A 17,414-nucleotide genomic window follows, 5' to 3' on the forward strand; every position below is an offset into this window, starting at 1 on the left:
CTCTATAATTTGTGCATACTAGCTTATTTTGAGATTAGGAGAGTGACCCAATGAATAGACAGAAACCGATCGTGATTGGACATCGAGGATCAGCTGGCGAAGCGCCAGAGAATACATTAGCGTCTTTCGCACTGGCTGTAGAACAAGGGGCAGATGGGATAGAACTGGATGTCCAACTAACTAAAGACGGCGAAATTGTCGTCTGCCATGATCTTACACTGGATCGAACGACGAATGGTTCCGGATATATCGGGGAGAAACTTTGGGAGGATTTGAAACACCTAGATGCGGGCTCCTGGTTTTCTGAAGCGTTTACGGGAGAGCGAATCCCTCTTCTTCGTCAGGTATTTGATCTTCTCCCTCGCGGATTCCTGATCAATGTGGAAGTCAAACATGCTTATGAAGGTAAAATGGAGAAGGCACTATTGGCTTTGCTGCGCGAAATCGATAGATGGGAAGACATCGTCATCTCATCCTTTGACCACAAGGTGATCCATAGAATCAAACAAGCTCAACCTAACGCAAAAGTGGGGGTACTGTACGCTGCCAATCTAATTGATCATGCGGCATATGCTAGGCAATTGGGCGTAGATGTGTTTTCGTTGCATCCCTATCACCAATGTATAGAACAAGAGGATGTGAGAGCTGCAGCATCTGCGGGGCTTGCTGTTTATCCGTATACGGTAAATCATACGGCCGATTACAAAAGAATGATTGCTGCTGACGTTACGGGGATTATTACTGATTATCCGGCACGGTTGCGGGAATTTCTAGCACAATAAAAGGTACTTATTCTAACGGTGTACGCCATTCTAAGCGTAGCGTATTGAATCAAACAAAAAGGAGCCAATTAGGCTCCTTTTTTTACCATCAAGAATTGAGTGGAGGATCAGTTATATTAGTTCTGCGGAGCCGTAAATCCATTTACTTTCTTTACAGCCTTATCGACATAGTCAGTGGCATCTGATAGGCTAATTTCACCTTTTGGATTGAAGTTGCCATCTTGATTTAATGTAACCAAACCTAGGGCAAGCGCAGTTTGAATTGCGCCAGAATTTGAAATGTCAATTTGATCATTATCTTTGATTTGGGCAGGTACAACATTCAGCATAGGTAGTTTTCCACTAGTTTGCAGCGTATGTACTAACAGATAAGTGAACGATTCACGAGTTAGCTTGGCATCCGGATCAATCTTAATATTGATTTTGGTACCGATGTCTTCAAAACCATCCGTGATCAACTTGATCCCTTGAGCAGCTGTCAAAGCTTCTGTACTTGCGGCAGGTGCTGTGTGAGCCTTTAGATACGCTAGGGCATTGAATATTTCTTCAGCTGCCTCCGCACGTGTGATTTCTTTTTTCGGATTAAAGGTACCTTCTGCAGTCAGCTTGATCACCCCATATTGAATTGCACGCTGAATGGATCCCGAATATTCGGGATTAAGTTGGGCTTCGTCCTTGATTTCAGTTACAACAGGCTTAATCATTGGCAGTTTATAAGTGACCTCAATTGCGTGAATAAGTTGATTTGTAAACTCTTCACGAGTTAATTTCTTATCGGGGACCAGATCAGCTGGCAGCTCCAAGTTGTTAACAGCAGCGGTAATAAGTGCGTTGGCATACCAAGCCTCATTATTGGCGTTCTTGAAATAGTCAGTAGCCTTTGGTTCTTTAAAAAATCTAACCAGATCCAGATTGAGTCCAAATGCATTAACCATAAGCTGAACGCTTTGAGCCTCTGAAATCGCAGCTTGCGGAGCAAACAGTTCTGGCGTGATACCGGAAATTACACCGCTTTGTTGTAAAGAAATGATTTTATCTTTTGCAGCAACAGTATCTAAATCAGTAAAAGAAGAAGCTGTCGTAGCAGCAAAGCTTTGGCTAGCAATCGTAAGAGACAATAAAACAGATGCAGAGAGAGTCATCATTTTAAACATTTTTTTCATTATGGTTCACCTCGACGTTTTTTTTGTGATTCGCCAACATAGACGTGGATAAGCACAGATAATGTTGCAGGTTGATTTATTAATGATTTGTAAATGTGGCTATGTTTCCAGCATCAATTTACCGAAGATAGTCATAACAGTCCTCTATGAACATCGCCATGGGTATGTTATTTTCAATTAGATACGTACGCAAAGGAGAGCTTGCCTATGGCGGAGCTGGAAACCGGGGGTTTACATGATGAATCTATTGATAGTGGAAGATGAAATACGCCTGAGAAACGCGCTCGCCAACAATATTCAGTGGGACAAGCATGGCATTGAAGTTGTCGGGCAAGCTGGGAACGGACTGGAAGCTCTTCGGATAATGGATATCAAAAAGCCTGATATTATCCTGCTGGATCTGCAGATGCCAGAAATGGATGGGTTGACGTTAGCTAGACGCCTTCGGGAATCCGATCCACTGTTGAAAATCATTGTGCTCAGCGGTCATGATGATTTCACCTTTGCGCAAGAGGCGCTGGATCTCGGCGTTATGAAATACTTGTTGAAACCAGCGGGTGACGCGGAGATTCTGGAGACTGTGCTCGAAGCGGCTGAAAGGTTGAAAAGCGAGCTGGAGCAGCGCCATAACGAAGATGAATTAAGGCAAAAATGGAAGCTTCATCTTCCTTATTTGATCAATGAATTTTTCCAGGGATGGTTGAATGGGAAATTCGAACCGTGGGAGATTGAACAGAAAAGCAAGGATTTACAGCTGGAGTTACCCAGCGACACGGTATTCGGTGTTGCTGTTGTCGATATGGATCCTTTATCAGAGGACGAAACCCGATTCAGCCGAAATGATATGTCACTGCTCCAGTTTTCACTCGGTCGGATCCTGACGGAAGCACTGGTGTCCAGTCCCTGCTGGGTGTCTACCAATTCAGCAGGCTGCAGTGTCATTATTTTTCAGCTTGCTGACCAGGAAGAGCCAAAAGTTGCCCTTCAGAAAATCAACGCCATGACGGAGAAACTGCTGTTTACGGTAAAAAGCTGCCTCAAACTAAGTGCCAGTGCAGGGATTAGCGGTATGATTGGCAGCCTAGCGGATATGAATAAGTTGTATGTACAAGCCATGCGTGCGCTGCAGAACCGAATTGTGTTTGGCCATGATCTGGCGATTCCCTACCGAGAAGAACAGGGAAGAGAGCCGGAGCTAACCCTTCAGCCCAACCTCGAAAAAGCACTGGAAATCGCCCTTGAAACGGGGGACGGCGATAAGGCACTTGAAACGTTAACCGCACTATGGAACGGTGGGATGGCGAAAGCAGAAACCGTGGAAGACATGCGTGAGCATATCTTGTATTTTACAAGCTTATTTATCAGTCTGATTCAAAAGCAAGGCTGGCCCGTGCGGGAAGTAGCCGGAGACGATTATGTCTATTTCCACAATCATATGGAGCTGGCTTCGAAAGAGCAAATTCTTTCCTGGCTGCAGCGGATGATAAGGGCCTATTTCGTTTACGCTGGTCATCGACGGAAATCCACGAGCCATGGCATGATTAAAACTATATTAAGCCTCGTTGAAAATGAAATTGATCAAGAAATGACGCTGCATGCCGTTGCAGACAGGTTATATGTCAACTCCTCGTATTTAAGCCGCCTTTTCAAACAAGAAACAGGCAAAGCCTTTTCCACGTACGTACTAGAACGGAAAATGGAGAAGGCGAAGATGATCCTGCAGGAAGGATCTCGGGTATACGACGCTGCTTCTAGCGTGGGGTATCGAGATGTCAGTTATTTTACACGCGTATTCCGTAAATATTGGGGTATCACGCCTGGGGAAGTACGCAGTTGATTACCATTTCGCCATTCGGCAGCCTTCTCGGGTTATACCTGGGAAGGTTTTTTTTGTTTTTTCAGCGAGAAGCTATGAAAGTACCAAAACAAGTAAAATTCCTCTAATTCGCAAAAAATCGGCGGGTGATACACTACTATTAGAAAGATAGTTCGAAGGGGGAGACACCTTGAGGGAGACGATCACAAGCAAGGAAACAGCCATAACCGCGAAAAGAAATGTTAAAAAGAGATATATACGACAATTGTGGATCGATGTCAGGAAGGATTGGGATCTGTATGTCGCACTTCTTCCTGGTATCGCATTTCTACTGCTTTTCAAGTACACACCGATGTATGGGATTATTATTGCGTTCAAGGATTTTAATATTTTTGATGGTATGGCCGCAAGCCCATGGGTCGGGATGAAGCATTTCGATAAATTAATTTCGTCAGCGAGTTTTTTACAGGTGTTCCAGAACACATTGGTCATTTCGATTTATAAAATTCTTTTCCTATTTCCGCTGCCGATCATCATCGCCATTTTAATGAATGAGTTGAGAAACATGGTGTTTAAGCGAAGCATACAAACCGTTGTTTACCTGCCTCACTTCTTGTCTTGGGTCATTGTCAGCGGCTTGTTCATCGATCTGCTTTCCACAAATGGCGGTATTGTTAATAAAATCATCATCGCGATGGGCGGTGAACCGATTCGTTTTTTTCTAGATAGCCACATTTTCCGAACTGTGCTCATTGGGACGGCAGGCTGGAAAGAAACGGGATGGAACACGATCATTTATCTGGCGGCTTTAGCCGGCATTGATCCTGGCTTATATGAAGCAGCTAAAATAGATGGCGCGAATAAATGGAAACAAATCGTACATATCACCTTGCCAGGCTTAATTCCAATCATTTTACTTATGTTTATTCTTCGACTCGGTTATGTATTGGAAGCGGGTACGGAACAGATTCTCGTCATGTACAACCCGAGTGTGTATAACGTTGCTGATGTTATCGGTACTTATGTGTATCGCATTGGTCTTGGGGAACAAGATTATAGTTTCTCAACGGCTGTTGGGGTGTTCGAATCTGTAGTCGCATTTATATTGATTCTGACAGGAAATGGTCTGGCTCGTAAGTTTTTTGGACGAGGTATTTGGTAGACGGTGAATAGAGGAGGCACAGCGATGAATACCCAAAGATCAGTACAATCACCGATCGCCAGGAAATCTGGATCTATTCCAACATCTACTGGAGAGAAAATATTTACGGTGATCAATCATAGTTTCTTTATCCTACTTGGCTTATCTACCATCTTTCCGTTTATCAATCTAATCGCGAAATCGTTTAGCAGCGAAGCGGCGGTTGTGGCAGGGATGGTTAGTATATATCCGATTGATTTTCAGCTAGGTACTTATAAATATGTGGCAAGCAATTCCCTATTCCTGAGTGCGTTTATGATATCCATCACGGTAACGTTAGTTGGATCGTTGATCGCGCTTTGCATGACAACACTTGCTGCCTATCCACTTTCCAAGCCAAGGCTGCGGGGACGCAAGTTTTTCATCCTCATGTATTTGTTTACAATGCTGTTCAGCGGTGGACTAATCCCAACTTATCTACTTATGCACAAGCTTCATCTTATTGATACACTGCCGGTTCTTATCCTGCCATTCTTGATCAATGTCTACAATATGCTGATTATTAAAAGCTATTTCGAAAGTCTGCCAGACAGTCTGGAAGAATCGGCGAAAATGGACGGAGCCAGCAACATCACGATTCTGACGCGTATCATTTTGCCCTTATCCATGCCCGTTCTTGCGACGATTGGTTTGTTCTATGCCGTAACGTTCTGGAACGATTATTTCACGTCGTTGATTTATATTAACTCAGCCAATTTGAAGCCTCTTCAGCTGTATTTAAAGGAGTTGTTCGTCTCTTCCACAGATACGTTCATGAGGACGAATGTCGATGCATCACTCAACGTTTCTCCACAGTCGATTCAAGCGGCTTCGATTATTTTAGCTACACTTCCGATTATTGCAGTCTATCCTTTTCTGCAAAAATATTTTGTGAAGGGTGTCTTGGTCGGCTCTGTAAAAGGTTAAACCTCCAAAATATGAAAGGTGGTGGTGGGCAGGCACTAAAATAGGGTTCCATGAAATTCGGTAAGACAGGCTAGCCATACGCAAAGGATGAAAAAAAGGGAGGCTCTTTCATGGTAAAAAGAATTTTAGTTCTCATGTCCATTTCCACAATGGCAGCGGCAATCGCTGCTTGTGGTAGTTCGAACCAGACGGCAAGCAGTTCGATCACGCCGGCTGTATCTTCAGCGCCAACAGCAACTGCTGATGCGAACAAGCCAAAGCCAGAATTCAAGGCGTTATTGCAGTATGCTCGTTTTGACCCGAATACCGAGGTTGTAGCGAAGTTCTTAAATGAAAAAACAGGCTACAAAGTGACCTATGACATGCTGCCCGTTGAAAATCCAGATGACAAGCTAAATTTACTCATGGCGAACAAAGAAAAGTATTCGTTTATGCTGCTTAGTGGCCCCCAATATTCTAAGCTGGCTGCCTCTGGGGCTTTGGAGCCTATTGATGAGCTAGTCAATAAATACGGATCGAATATGAAGAGTGTGATCTCACAGACGTCTTGGAATGGGGCGAAGCTGAACGGTAAAATTTTCGGGATTCCACAAACCGGATCAGGGACAGTCGTCAATTCGTCGCTCATTGTGCGTCAGGATTGGATGGATGAACTCGGATTAAAGGCACCGACGACACGCGATGAATTGTATACAGTCTTGAAAACGCTGAAAGAAAAGAAAAATGTGATTGGGTTATCCGGTGGTAAGAGTCCGCTTCTCCCTGAGGTTCTCCCGACATTTGGCCTGCCCATGGTTCAATCTACAGCAACAACGGGCTGGCAGGATGTGAATGGCAAATTAGTAAATGCGATTGAGAATCCGAATATGAAGAAATATTTGGAATTCATGAAGAAGCTGTATACAGAGAAGTTGATCGATCAGGAATGGTCACTGAATCAAGCGAACAAAGTTATCGAGAATTTCACAAGCGGCAAAGCGGCGATCATTTCGAATGCTTATTTTAACGCACCGACGGTTCAAAATGCCCTTTTGAAAAACACGCCAAATGCCAAGATTGGAAGTTTCCCGTATCTAAAAGGGGATGATGGCAAAGTCCAAGTTATGGGTACTGCTGGAATCAGCTTCTATGTAGGTATTCCGAAATGGGCAGATAACAAAGAAGACATTATTAAATACTTAGATCTTAAGCTGGATAAAGATATTTTCAAAGAAGCAGCGATTGGTAAAGAAGGCGTTCACTATAAAGTGGAAAACGGCAATTATTTCCCGATTTTGCCTAAGTTCAACGACGAATACAACAATGCTTCCACGTTCTTGACAGGTGTGGATGAGAAGAATTATCCGATATACTGGCAAGCTCGTGTACGTAAAGATCCGATCTTAACGGATGCCTTCACGAAAATGCAAGAGGCCGCTAAAGGCAACATTGTGCTAGACCCACTTGCGTTCGCACCGCCACTAGAAGCGATTGGTAAATACAATCTGAAGCTTCAAAAGATGATGGAAGACTCGTTCTTGAAATTTATTACTGGCGCAGAACCGCTTGAAAACTTCGATAAGTTTTTAGCTCAGTGGAAATCAGAAGGCGGAGACGAAATGACGAAAGCGGCCAACGAATGGTACGCATCGAACAAGAAGTAATGACCAGTTCCCCTGCGGTTCATGCCGTAGGGGTTTTAAATGCATAAAGGGAGTGGAGATCAGGATGAAAAAGATCGGATTTATTGATTATTTTTTGGATGAATGGCACGCGGAGAAATATCCTGGATGGCTTAGTAAGGCGTCAAACGAACGTATGGAGGTCGCTTATGCGTATGGCAAAGCTAATGTAGATGGCAAGTTAAGCAATGCGGAGTGGAGCGAGAAGAAGGGAATTCAGCTGCTTCATTCGATTGAAGAAGTGGTGGAAAAGAGCGATTATTTGGTGGTTCTATCGCCGGATCATGCGATCTATCACGAGGAGCTTTCTTGGCTGCCTCTGCAATCGGGAAAGCCCACGTATATTGACAAAACGTTTGCTCCCGATCGAGCGTCTGCCCTGCGTATGATTGAACATGCTGACAAACATAGGACACCGATGTATTCAACTTCAGCTTTGAGGTTTGCTGCTGAGTATGCAGATTTAGAAAAGCAGGGAATCGCATCCATCTGCAGTTTGGGACCGGGGCTGTTTGAGAATTATGCGATTCATCAAGTGGAACCGATTATTTCGGTCATGGGGACGGACGTCAAACGCGTAATGTGGACGGGAACCGACAAAACACCATCTCTGATTATTGGGTATTCGGATGGTCGACAAGCGACGATAAACCTCTATGGCTGGGAATGCCCCTTTACGATGGCGCTTCATTACGATGCAGGGAATTCTAAGTTTCTCAAGATCGAGTCAGATTTCTTTGGAGCATTTATTGCGAATATGATTCAATTTTTCGATTCAGGTCAACCGCCTGTCTCTCATGTGGAAACGATTGCAATTGCGACGGTTTTAGAAATGGGCATGATAGCAGCGAAGACGCCTTATCAGTGGCTGCAGCTACCGTAAGACATTGTTGGTTGTAAGCGAAAAAGGTGTCCCACAAGTAGATGTTCTAGTTCTAGACCCAGATCAACAAAGCAGCAGTAGATGACAAAGAAGGAGCTAAGCGCAACAACCGCTTAGCTCCTTTTCTTTAATTAGTTACCTTCTCTAACGAATTATTCTTCAACGTCATCCATTACACTATTTCCGTTTTTCTCTTTATGACTATTGAACACTTTAATCTTGATGTCTGCCTTCTTGCCACGATATGTGGCGGTAATGGTGGCAGAACCTGGCTTTATCGCTGTAATGGTGCCGCCAGCAGCGATCGATGCCACTTTGTCGAGTGACGAGATGTATATCACGTCTTGGGTAATGAAGGCGAATGTGCCATCGGAATACGTTGCTTTAAGCGGCGCCTGGTAGGTTTCACCTTTGACTAAATCGTGTTTCTGCTCTTCAAAAGAGAGGCTTGTTACATTCAGGACAGTAACCACTGATTTAGCTGTTTTCCCGTTATACAAAGCCGTAATTTCCGCTGTGCCAGCTTTCAAAGCGGTAACTGTTCCATCTGCGGCAACCGATGCTACGGATGGATTGCTAGAACTGTACGTTGCTTCTGTTACAAGTGCTTTAGATTGATCCGAATAAACGGCCGTCGTCACGGAGGCATGCTTGTCGCCTACAACAAGTCGGTAGGCGGTTGCATCCAGTTCGATGCCTGTTAAGACTGGGGCCGTACGAGTGATGGATACGGTTTTTTCGTTTGTTTTACGGCCATCTACGTAAACAGTCATTTGTACAGCATTGCCCCCAACTTCCAACGGGACAGTGCCTTTGAAATCCCCATTGCGGGATACCTGGGCAGGTATCCCGTTCAAACGAACAGTTGGCGTTCCTGGCCCAAGTACTTCAACATTGCCGTTGATCTCAAGGCTTGCCAGCGGCGTGCTCGTCTTGTCGTAAGCGAGGTGCCCTCGCAGCACGGCTGATCGGACGTCATCTCCAACTTTGTAAGTGCGTGCAACCAATTGCCGTCTCGTGCGCACGCCGGAGGCATCTAGCGCAGAAATAACGAAGCCGCCTGGCGGAATAACACTATTGTTTGGCGACATATTCGTCCAGTTCCAGTTTAATGCTTGCTGCTGGTTCACGACTTTGGTGACCTTGCCTGAGCTGTCGACAACAGCCTCCACTCCGAAGGTGTTGGTAGCTGTAGATTGACCGAAGGCATCTGTGTACACATTGAGATTATTCTCGTTACGGCTCACATTGTAGAGATCGCCTTCGAGGAACGATTCCGGATTACCTGGCACACTGGAGCCAATTTGATAATCCTTGACGTAAGGTACGTCATGGAGAGACGCACTCACAACCGACCAGTTGACTTGTGATAGATCGAAGAGCATAAGGCCATTCGAATGCGTCAAGCCCGTTTGGAACACGGTACGCTGAAGCGGCGGATCTTGGATATTCGCTAAGGCAATACTTGCGTACATCGGCACTTCACCATTGGTTACAATATTGCCCAGTGTAATGTAATGTTCAATTTCTTTTTGCGTTGTTTGATACGTGCCAATCATAAGGAAATCAAGGTTACCCGAGTAACCTGTTTGTGCATAGGCATCCGTGTAAAGACTGTCATCGGGTAAATGCAACCGGCTGTCGTATTGGAAGTTCGGGCTGCCCCAATGCACCCCATTTAAGTAGTAGGACTCAAACCAAGAGCCCACATAGGCGGATGAATAGATTTTATGACCTTTCAGCGCTGAATAACGGTCGGTAAGCAGACGTACATCATCCGTAAACGTTTTGATCGTCTGGGAGCGGAACTCCCACCAATCGTTGATGAGCGGACCTGCTTGACGAACATTGTTCACGTAGGTGAACACATCGGCTGGCCAATTCGTTAAGTGTTTACCTTTGGTCGCGAGAAAGGCTTCGAATTTCGCGCGTGTCAATGGACTGAAATCAGCCGTTTCGTTGTCATAACGGGTGCGATCCAGCACAATACCATCGACATCGTAATTCTTAATCACTTCTTCCAAGTTTTTCAATTCGAACGCTCTAACTTCATCATTGGAAGGGTTCACGAAGTCAACAAGCGCTTTGCCCGATAAGAAGTAATTACTTTCACGCAGCCGTAAAATTTGACCATTATCTTCAGGACGATACACTTGCTCTTCCCAATCTAGATGCTGATTCAGCAGTCCATACTCGTTATGCGCAGGTGATCCCTCTGCAAAAACATTGAACGCTGCATGAATTTTGATCCCAAGCTGATGACCATACGTAATAAACGATTCGAGCATATCCAGATCCGGATTTGCACCCGCACGTGTCGGTGCTGTCATTTTCGAAATGTGCGGTCTTCCCGTTAAATCATTTTTCTTATAATTGGCGAAGCCTTCTACACCTTTGACATCAAGCGCAACGGCCGTAACGCCGGCATTCTTGGCTTTGGTCAGCATATCCAGAATATTTTGAGGCGTTTGAAGTTTGAAAATGTTCGTTCCCTGATCCACCCAGAGGACAACTTCTTTCGCTGCACTGGTCTGTTTCTTATAAAAGACGACTAACGACTTACGATCGTTTTCGGTCCCGTTTTTGGAGGCGACCACATCCAAATAATTGACGCCTTCTGTAAGGGGAATCGTGCCCTGGAAGGTACCGTCCGCTTGTAAAGGGAGAGGCGTCTGGTTGACTCGAAGTGTGTAAGAGCCACCAGATTCCATGTTTTCCAGCTTACCGGAAACCGATGTGACCGGCTCGGTTGCTGTGAACCAATCGTCGTTGTTCAACTTGAGCCGGGCTTTGAGACCTAAGCCGGTCATTAAATCGGTGACGGGAACAACTTCACCGTTTTTGCGCAGCTTAATGGGGTCTCCGACCTTGAAATTTTTCGCCAGGTACTGCTTGAACGTCTTATTAGCCCAACTATCATCATTTGCAACAAGGATGAATCCGCCTTGGGGCATGTCTAGGAGAGTAGGACCAGTCCAAACCGGCACACCACCATTGACAGAAGGGTTCACAACGCGAGTCACATGATTCGTTGCATCTACGACAACACCGACGGACGTTGTGCCAACGGTAACTTGTGTGGCAAATTCAGGCGTAAATAAAGCGATATAATCGGTTATGCCGGTGACATCCTTGTCAACCGAATTGATCTGTTTCCGAGGACCTTCAATATTAATCGTAATATCTACCGGAGCAGCTTCTATTTCAATGTAATCGGTTGGGACAGGCGCAGCCGCAGATGCGGTTACGGACCAAGTAGAAGCGAGTAGGGACAGCAGTACGGTTGTAATTAACCATTTCGACTTTTTCAACGGGATTCACTTTCCTTTCAATTCGTTGATAGGGGAAGTTATCTGCCGATTCTTTGAAGTTGTCGTAGGATGCGAGTGGAAGCTTAGTCGAACATACTAAAAGCGTATTTCTTCGCCTTTGATGCTGGATTCATAGATACCGCAAAGAATTTTCATCATTTCAACGCCATCCTGAACAGGTGAAATGGTTTCTTTTGTGCCTTGGCACACTTCAATGAAATAATTGATTTCATCCTGGAACCCAGCGACAAATTCGAAGGATAAGTTATTTATCTGCGGCGTAAGGTTCAAGATGGTATCATATTTCTCCGTAATGATGGATAGTTCAGGCTCCAGTTCCGCACCGCCCTTCTCACCAAACAGCTTCACAGTCAGCTCGTCTTCCTTAGCATGCAGCGTAAAACTGACGTCTACGAGAATAGAAGCCCCATTTTCAAACCGAATCAGCGCATTGGCCATATCTTCGACCGTATTGTGAGTGGCGTCATAATCAGCCGCTTTATAAAAAGCAAGATTTTTCACATTGGCACGGTTTCCAAGCTTGTTATAGGTGTTACCAGAAATGGATTTTACTTTTGGACGGCCCATCAAATACCAGCAAAGATCAATGACGTGCACACCTACATCGATCAGCGGTCCGCCACCGGAGCGCTCCACATCCGAGAACCAGCCGCCCGGATTGCCAAGTCGACGAATACAGGAAGCTTTCGCATAGTAGATTTCACCGAGCTCGTTATGATCGAGAAAAGACTTGATGATTCGAGTATTTGAAGCGTATCGACGCACGAAACCGACTTGAAGCGTTTTACCGGAATGCCGAACGGCTTCTTCCACGGCCAGTGCTTCCTTCACTGTTTTACACAGCGGCTTTTCAGTGAGCACGTTTTTACCAGCCTCCAAGGCGGCGATGGAAATAGGTGCGTGACTATTATTCCATGTGCAAATACTAACTGCGTCAATGTTTTCATCCGCTAGCAGCTCTTTGTAATCCGTATAGATGCGTGTGATGCCATACTTTTCAGCTTTTGCTTTTGCGCGTTCCTCGTTCAAGTCGCAGATGGCATAAAGCTCGGCATCCGGGTTCGTATGATACGATTTCAAATGCATTTCTGAGATGGAGCCTGCGCCAATAACACCAATACGTACTTTACTCATTAACATGCACCTCTTTATTAGAATATGTAGGGTTATACGGGGCGTAATGTTGGCCAAGCCAGTTCGATACCGTAGCTGACCAACATGGTTTGAAAATCACGAAGCTCAGATGCCGTGTTGCGAACCTCACGAGGCAGGATACCGGTGTCGATGCAGCGACTTGCGAGCAGCCCAGCAGCTTCACCAATATTCCATTCAACCGGATGAAGCCGGTAACAACCGTTTGTGATGTGTGTAACGCCAAGATTTTTACAAGCTGGAAGTAAATTGTTCATCCGTATCGGGATCAAGCTGCCCAGCGGAATTTGGAACGGCAAGGAAGACACATCCAAATAATGACGATTGCCCGTACTCGGGTGCAGGTCAATGCGGTAACAGCCGATGCCAACGGAATCAGGGAATTGTTCGGCTTTACCGTCAGGTCGGCAGGCTGTACTCACATGCTGCTCCAGCACAGTGAATTCAGCTTTGATTCTGCGCGACTCCCGTATGTACGGGTACATAGCCAGTCCGTCCTCTGTCCCTACGATATCTTTGCGTAGACGAAGCCCAGGGTAGCCTTGGCCTCCATCAGGCCGTGGAGCCTCCGTTTGCATCCAATAGAGCAGGGAAAGGCTGAGCTGCTTCGCATCCCACAAATGCCGCTCTTTGTCTGCTTCACTGACATCAATGACGGAACCGAGCCAATAGTCATTCTGCGGCCAGTTGACCAGTGTAATGTTTCCGGGATAGAAGCCTGCCTCGAAATTCGAGCTGTCAATCATACGTCGATAGAAGAATAACGAATACTTATCGGTGCCTTCAAAAAGCTCATAGCTCACGGTCTCCAGATTATGTGGTCGAACACTGGTCCAGCTCAGCAGGCGATCAGGCCAGAAATCGGCTTGATAGGCCCGCCAGAAATCATAGCGCTCTGGACGCTCAATTGTGTGGTCTTCGCCTTCGATATAATCCATCGCAAAGCAGTACGTAAAGCCTTGCATATCCTGAGGCAGGGATTCACCTTCAACAGCATGCGGCTCTCCCGTTTCGGAGATCGACTCCGCCCCGGTTACATATTCTGCACCTGCGAGTGGCAGAACATCACCACATTCCGTCGCGTCAAGGAAGTAGGCGGCAGTTAAGGTAATCTCACTACCGTTCAATAAGTTACGAACCTTAACTGAATGGACATCATTGCCGTCCACATTGGCGGATGCTATCCGATGCCGTGTTAGAATTTGCAGTCTCCCGCTATTGACATAGGGGGCCAACATTTCCTGTAGAACGGCCAATGCAACGCGAGGTTCATGGCATAACCGTGATACACCGCCGTTACCTGGGTTGAGCAATGGATTGGCACGCGCTTCCGCAGTTAGCGGAAAATGACGGCGATAATAATCACGCACGCCATCGCGAAACTGACGGTATGTGCGTGTGCAGCCGAATTGTTCTATCCACGGATGTTCATCTGGCGGGACAGCTTGGCTCGTTAATTGACCTCCGATCCAGTCGGTTTCCTCCGTCATGATCACTTTTTTTCCCGACATAGCAGCGGCTAACGCGGCTGCACAACCGCCGGTTCCACCGCCGATCACGACGATATCCGCATGGTATTCGTGCGTAGTGTGATTACTGTTTATAGCTACCAATGAAAATATCCCCTCCTATACACAATTCGCCTGTATGCCTTCACAGGTTAACCTAATTGTATTACAGCGGGATCGGAGTCACAGCGGAGGACCATGACTTCTTTTGGTACTTTAATAACCCATTAGGCGTGGAAAAGAGGGATTGCTTCATCGAAAGCGAAGAAGGATAAAGATGCAAGATCACGTGGCAAATAGGCAGTTCAATATAAAGTTGATCATAAAGGGGATAATCAAATGACCAAACGCAAACAATCCGTTAATGCCTTGGAGTTGGACACGAACATGCAGATTCAGAAGATCGACGACCCTGCCTTTCGTTGGTATTCACCTCTGGAGCAGCCATTTCATATTGCAGGTTTTGGCTGGCTGCAAGACGAGCAACTGTACCGCCGATTGCCTGCCAAACCAGAATGGCAGCTGCCTGAGGCGGTCAATAACTTGGCGAATTGCACAGCAGGCGGTCAAATCCGTTTTACAACGAATGCGGCTTCCTTGGCGGTTAAAGTGAAGTTGTCAGGAACTGCGAATATGTATCATATGCCAGCCACGGGTCAGTGTGGGTTTGACTGTTATATTGGAGAGCCAGGGGAGCAGCACTATGTTGGAACATCCCGGTATGATCATACTCAAACCGAGTATGAAAGTGTGTTTTATCAGAATATGGAGCGAGAGAGCCGAGTTATTACTTTGAATTTCCCGCTTTACCAAGGTGTTGAGGAAGTATGGGTTGGAATAGATCCAATAGGGCACATCGCTGCACCAGCAACTTATACTAGTAACCGAAAGGTGCTTATTTATGGTACTTCTATTACGCAGGGCGGCTGTGCAACCCGTCCAGGCATGGCCTATCCGAATATCCTATCTCGGCGAATACATCAAGAGTTCCTTAACTTAGGTTTCTCCGGCAATGGCAAAGGAGAGCCTGAGCTTGCGCACATACTATCCGAAATTCCAGATCCAGCGTGCCTTGTCTTGGATTATGAGGCCAACTGTGTTTCCACAGAACAATTGCAAAAGACACTACCGGAATTTATTCGAATCTTCCGCGAAAAACATGCAGAGATACCCATTTTAGTGATTTCGCGCATTACGTATGCGAAGGACAAGTTTGAGGCGCAACTGATGCAGGACAAAATGGATCGCAAACAATTTCAAATGCAAACCGTTAATCAGCTGCGGGAATTAGGCGACGTAAATATTTATTTCCATGATGGTTCTGATTTACTAGGTGAGAATGCGCACGAATGCACCGTGGATGGTGTACATCCAACTGATCTTGGTTTTATGCGGATGGCAGATGGGTTAACCCCCGTGCTGAAGAAAATTTTGCCCGAATGAGTAGCGACATGGTGAGGCTGAAAGAGGCGGTGGATGAATGAAAAGCAAGAAAATGGCAGTCATACTTCTACTCGTAAGCTGTTCGACGACTGGCTGCAGCGTCCCCAATTTGGCCAATACCAAGGACGCGCAGTCCGTTGCAGCTGCTAAACCAAGCATTCGAATTGTCGCGAACAGCCTTGGCATGAATTTTCCGGATGGGATGGATGAGAATCACAATCCCTACCTTGATTATATGGAGAAGAAGATCGGCGTGCAGGTGAATGTGACACTCCCGCCATTAAATGGCTATGATGAAAAGTTAAATGTCATTATGGCATCTGGCGAGCCTCCCGATTTGCTGAGTACAAGTGATCCATCTTGGTTTATTAATTTTGTAAATCAGAAGGCGCTTACACCCTTAAATGACGATATCGAGAAATATGGCGCCAACTTGAAAAGCAAAATTCCCAAGGAAGCTTGGGATAACGTTACAGTAAATGGTAAAATTTACGCAATTCCTAGTTTAAATGAAGTGAAGGGAACTGAAATCGTCTATGCCCGTAAAGATTGGCTGGATAAGCTAGGACTGAAGCCTCCCAAAACCATCGATGAGTACAAAGAAGTGATCAAGGCTTTTACGGAGAGAGACCCGGATGGTAATGGGAAAAAGGATACTTATGGTCTCTCCATTTTGGAGAGGCTGCGAAGGACTTCGCCATTTCTAGGTGCCTTCGGCGTACAAATGAATGCATGGTATGAACGGGATGGCAAGCTGGTGTATTCGGGGATTTTGCCTGAAATGAAAGAAGCACTTTTATTTTTTCGAAATTTGTATGATGAAGACCTTTTAGACCCGGAATTTCCATTGAATAAAATCGATGTGCTAGGTCAAAAAATTGTTAACGGACAGGTAGGGCTGTTCTCAGCAGCATGGTCCGATACACGCTCGCACATCGCAGAAAATATTAAAAAGGACCCTAACGCAGTCTGGATTCCACTTGATTTTCCGACCGGACCTGGCGGTAAGCATGGCGTTTATAGCACGTCTATCGTTCGCTCCTATAATGTCGTACCTGTTAAGAGCCAGAAAGCCGAGGAAGTCGTCAAGTTTTTGGACTTTATTGCTGGGCCAGGTCAAATCAGCCTAAAGCTCGGTTTTGAAAATGAAGTCTGGACACGGGAGAACGGAAAGCTGTCCATTCGTTTTGATCAGCATACGAAGCAAGGCTATCGCGGTATTTATGGTGCGTTGGCGGATATGGCCGATCGAAACGTAACCCAGGATCGACTGCAAGCACTTGGCGAGCAGTTTCATCTCTATGACAACTTGCAGCAAATCGAAAATAATCTGATGATTGATCAGTTCAATGGACCGCCAACACCCGCGATGGGTAAGCATCAAATCAAACTATCAAAGCTGCAAGAAGATACGTTTACGCGTATTATAACGGGATTGAGCCCGATTGAAGAGTTCGATACATTTGTGAAAAAGTGGAAGGAATCCGGCGGTGATGAAATCTCTGGAGAAGTAAATGAGTGGTGGCGAGATAGCAAAAAATAAGTGGAGTTTGGCTGGAAATCAGAT

General features: G+C 45.7%; 12 protein-coding genes. 8 read left to right on the forward strand and 4 right to left on the reverse strand.

Annotation, left to right across the window (positions count from 1 at the left end):
- Positions 1-50: 50 nt before the first annotated feature.
- Positions 51-782, forward strand: coding sequence for a glycerophosphodiester phosphodiesterase (locus A8709_RS25190; RefSeq protein ID WP_065856317.1), 732 nt, complete (start codon positions 51-53; stop codon positions 780-782).
- Between the two features lie 116 nt (positions 783-898).
- Here A8709_RS25190 and A8709_RS25195 read toward each other — a convergent pair whose 3' ends face one another.
- Positions 899-1,945 carry an S-layer homology domain-containing protein gene (locus A8709_RS25195; RefSeq protein WP_065856319.1) on the reverse strand — a complete coding sequence of 349 codons (1,047 nt, stop codon included), beginning with the start codon at positions 1,943-1,945 and terminating at the stop codon, positions 899-901.
- A gap of 238 nt (positions 1,946-2,183) precedes the next feature.
- Here A8709_RS25195 and A8709_RS25200 point away from each other — a divergent pair, with 238 nt between their 5' ends.
- From A8709_RS25200 to A8709_RS25220, 5 genes are all read left to right on the forward strand, one after another.
- Entirely contained in the window at positions 2,184-3,782 is a 1,599-nt protein-coding gene (locus A8709_RS25200; protein ID WP_065856321.1) for a response regulator transcription factor, read from the forward strand.
- A 202-nt stretch (positions 3,783-3,984) separates the two neighbouring features.
- A complete protein-coding gene (locus A8709_RS25205) occupies positions 3,985-4,923 on the forward strand; it encodes an ABC transporter permease (RefSeq protein WP_141692680.1) in 939 nt (312 codons plus the stop codon).
- Positions 4,924-4,947: 24 nt separating this feature from the next.
- Positions 4,948-5,868, forward strand: coding sequence for a carbohydrate ABC transporter permease (locus A8709_RS25210; protein WP_065856323.1), 921 nt, complete (start codon positions 4,948-4,950; stop codon positions 5,866-5,868).
- A 110-nt stretch (positions 5,869-5,978) separates the two neighbouring features.
- Entirely contained in the window at positions 5,979-7,511 is a 1,533-nt protein-coding gene (locus A8709_RS25215) for an extracellular solute-binding protein (RefSeq protein WP_065856325.1), read from the forward strand.
- Between the two features lie 64 nt (positions 7,512-7,575).
- A complete protein-coding gene (locus A8709_RS25220) occupies positions 7,576-8,412 on the forward strand; it encodes a Gfo/Idh/MocA family oxidoreductase (RefSeq protein WP_065856327.1) in 837 nt (278 codons plus the stop codon).
- Between the two features lie 152 nt (positions 8,413-8,564).
- On the opposite strand, the gene A8709_RS25225 is transcribed toward A8709_RS25220, so the two are convergent.
- The 3 genes from A8709_RS25225 to A8709_RS25235 form a co-directional block, all read right to left on the reverse strand.
- Positions 8,565-11,723, reverse strand: a complete 3,159-nt coding sequence (locus tag A8709_RS25225; protein WP_065856329.1) for an Ig-like domain-containing protein — start codon at positions 11,721-11,723, stop codon at positions 8,565-8,567.
- Between the two features lie 96 nt (positions 11,724-11,819).
- Positions 11,820-12,878 (reverse strand): Gfo/Idh/MocA family protein, encoded by a 1,059-nt coding sequence (locus A8709_RS25230; protein ID WP_065856331.1) that lies wholly within the window; start codon positions 12,876-12,878, stop codon positions 11,820-11,822.
- A 32-nt stretch (positions 12,879-12,910) separates the two neighbouring features.
- Positions 12,911-14,509 carry an FAD-dependent oxidoreductase gene (locus A8709_RS25235; protein WP_244163311.1) on the reverse strand — a complete coding sequence of 533 codons (1,599 nt, stop codon included), beginning with the start codon at positions 14,507-14,509 and terminating at the stop codon, positions 12,911-12,913.
- Positions 14,510-14,743: 234 nt separating this feature from the next.
- On the opposite strand from A8709_RS25235, the gene A8709_RS25240 reads away from it, so the two are divergent.
- Positions 14,744-15,847 carry an SGNH/GDSL hydrolase family protein gene (locus A8709_RS25240; RefSeq protein ID WP_065856333.1) on the forward strand — a complete coding sequence of 368 codons (1,104 nt, stop codon included), beginning with the start codon at positions 14,744-14,746 and terminating at the stop codon, positions 15,845-15,847.
- A gap of 37 nt (positions 15,848-15,884) precedes the next feature.
- Entirely contained in the window at positions 15,885-17,390 is a 1,506-nt protein-coding gene (locus tag A8709_RS25245; protein WP_065856334.1) for an extracellular solute-binding protein, read from the forward strand.
- Positions 17,391-17,414: the final 24 nt, after the last annotated feature.

This window comes from Paenibacillus pectinilyticus (assembly GCF_001700435.1).
Classification (GTDB): Bacteria; Bacillota; Bacilli; order Paenibacillales; family NBRC-103111; genus Paenibacillus_E; species Paenibacillus_E pectinilyticus.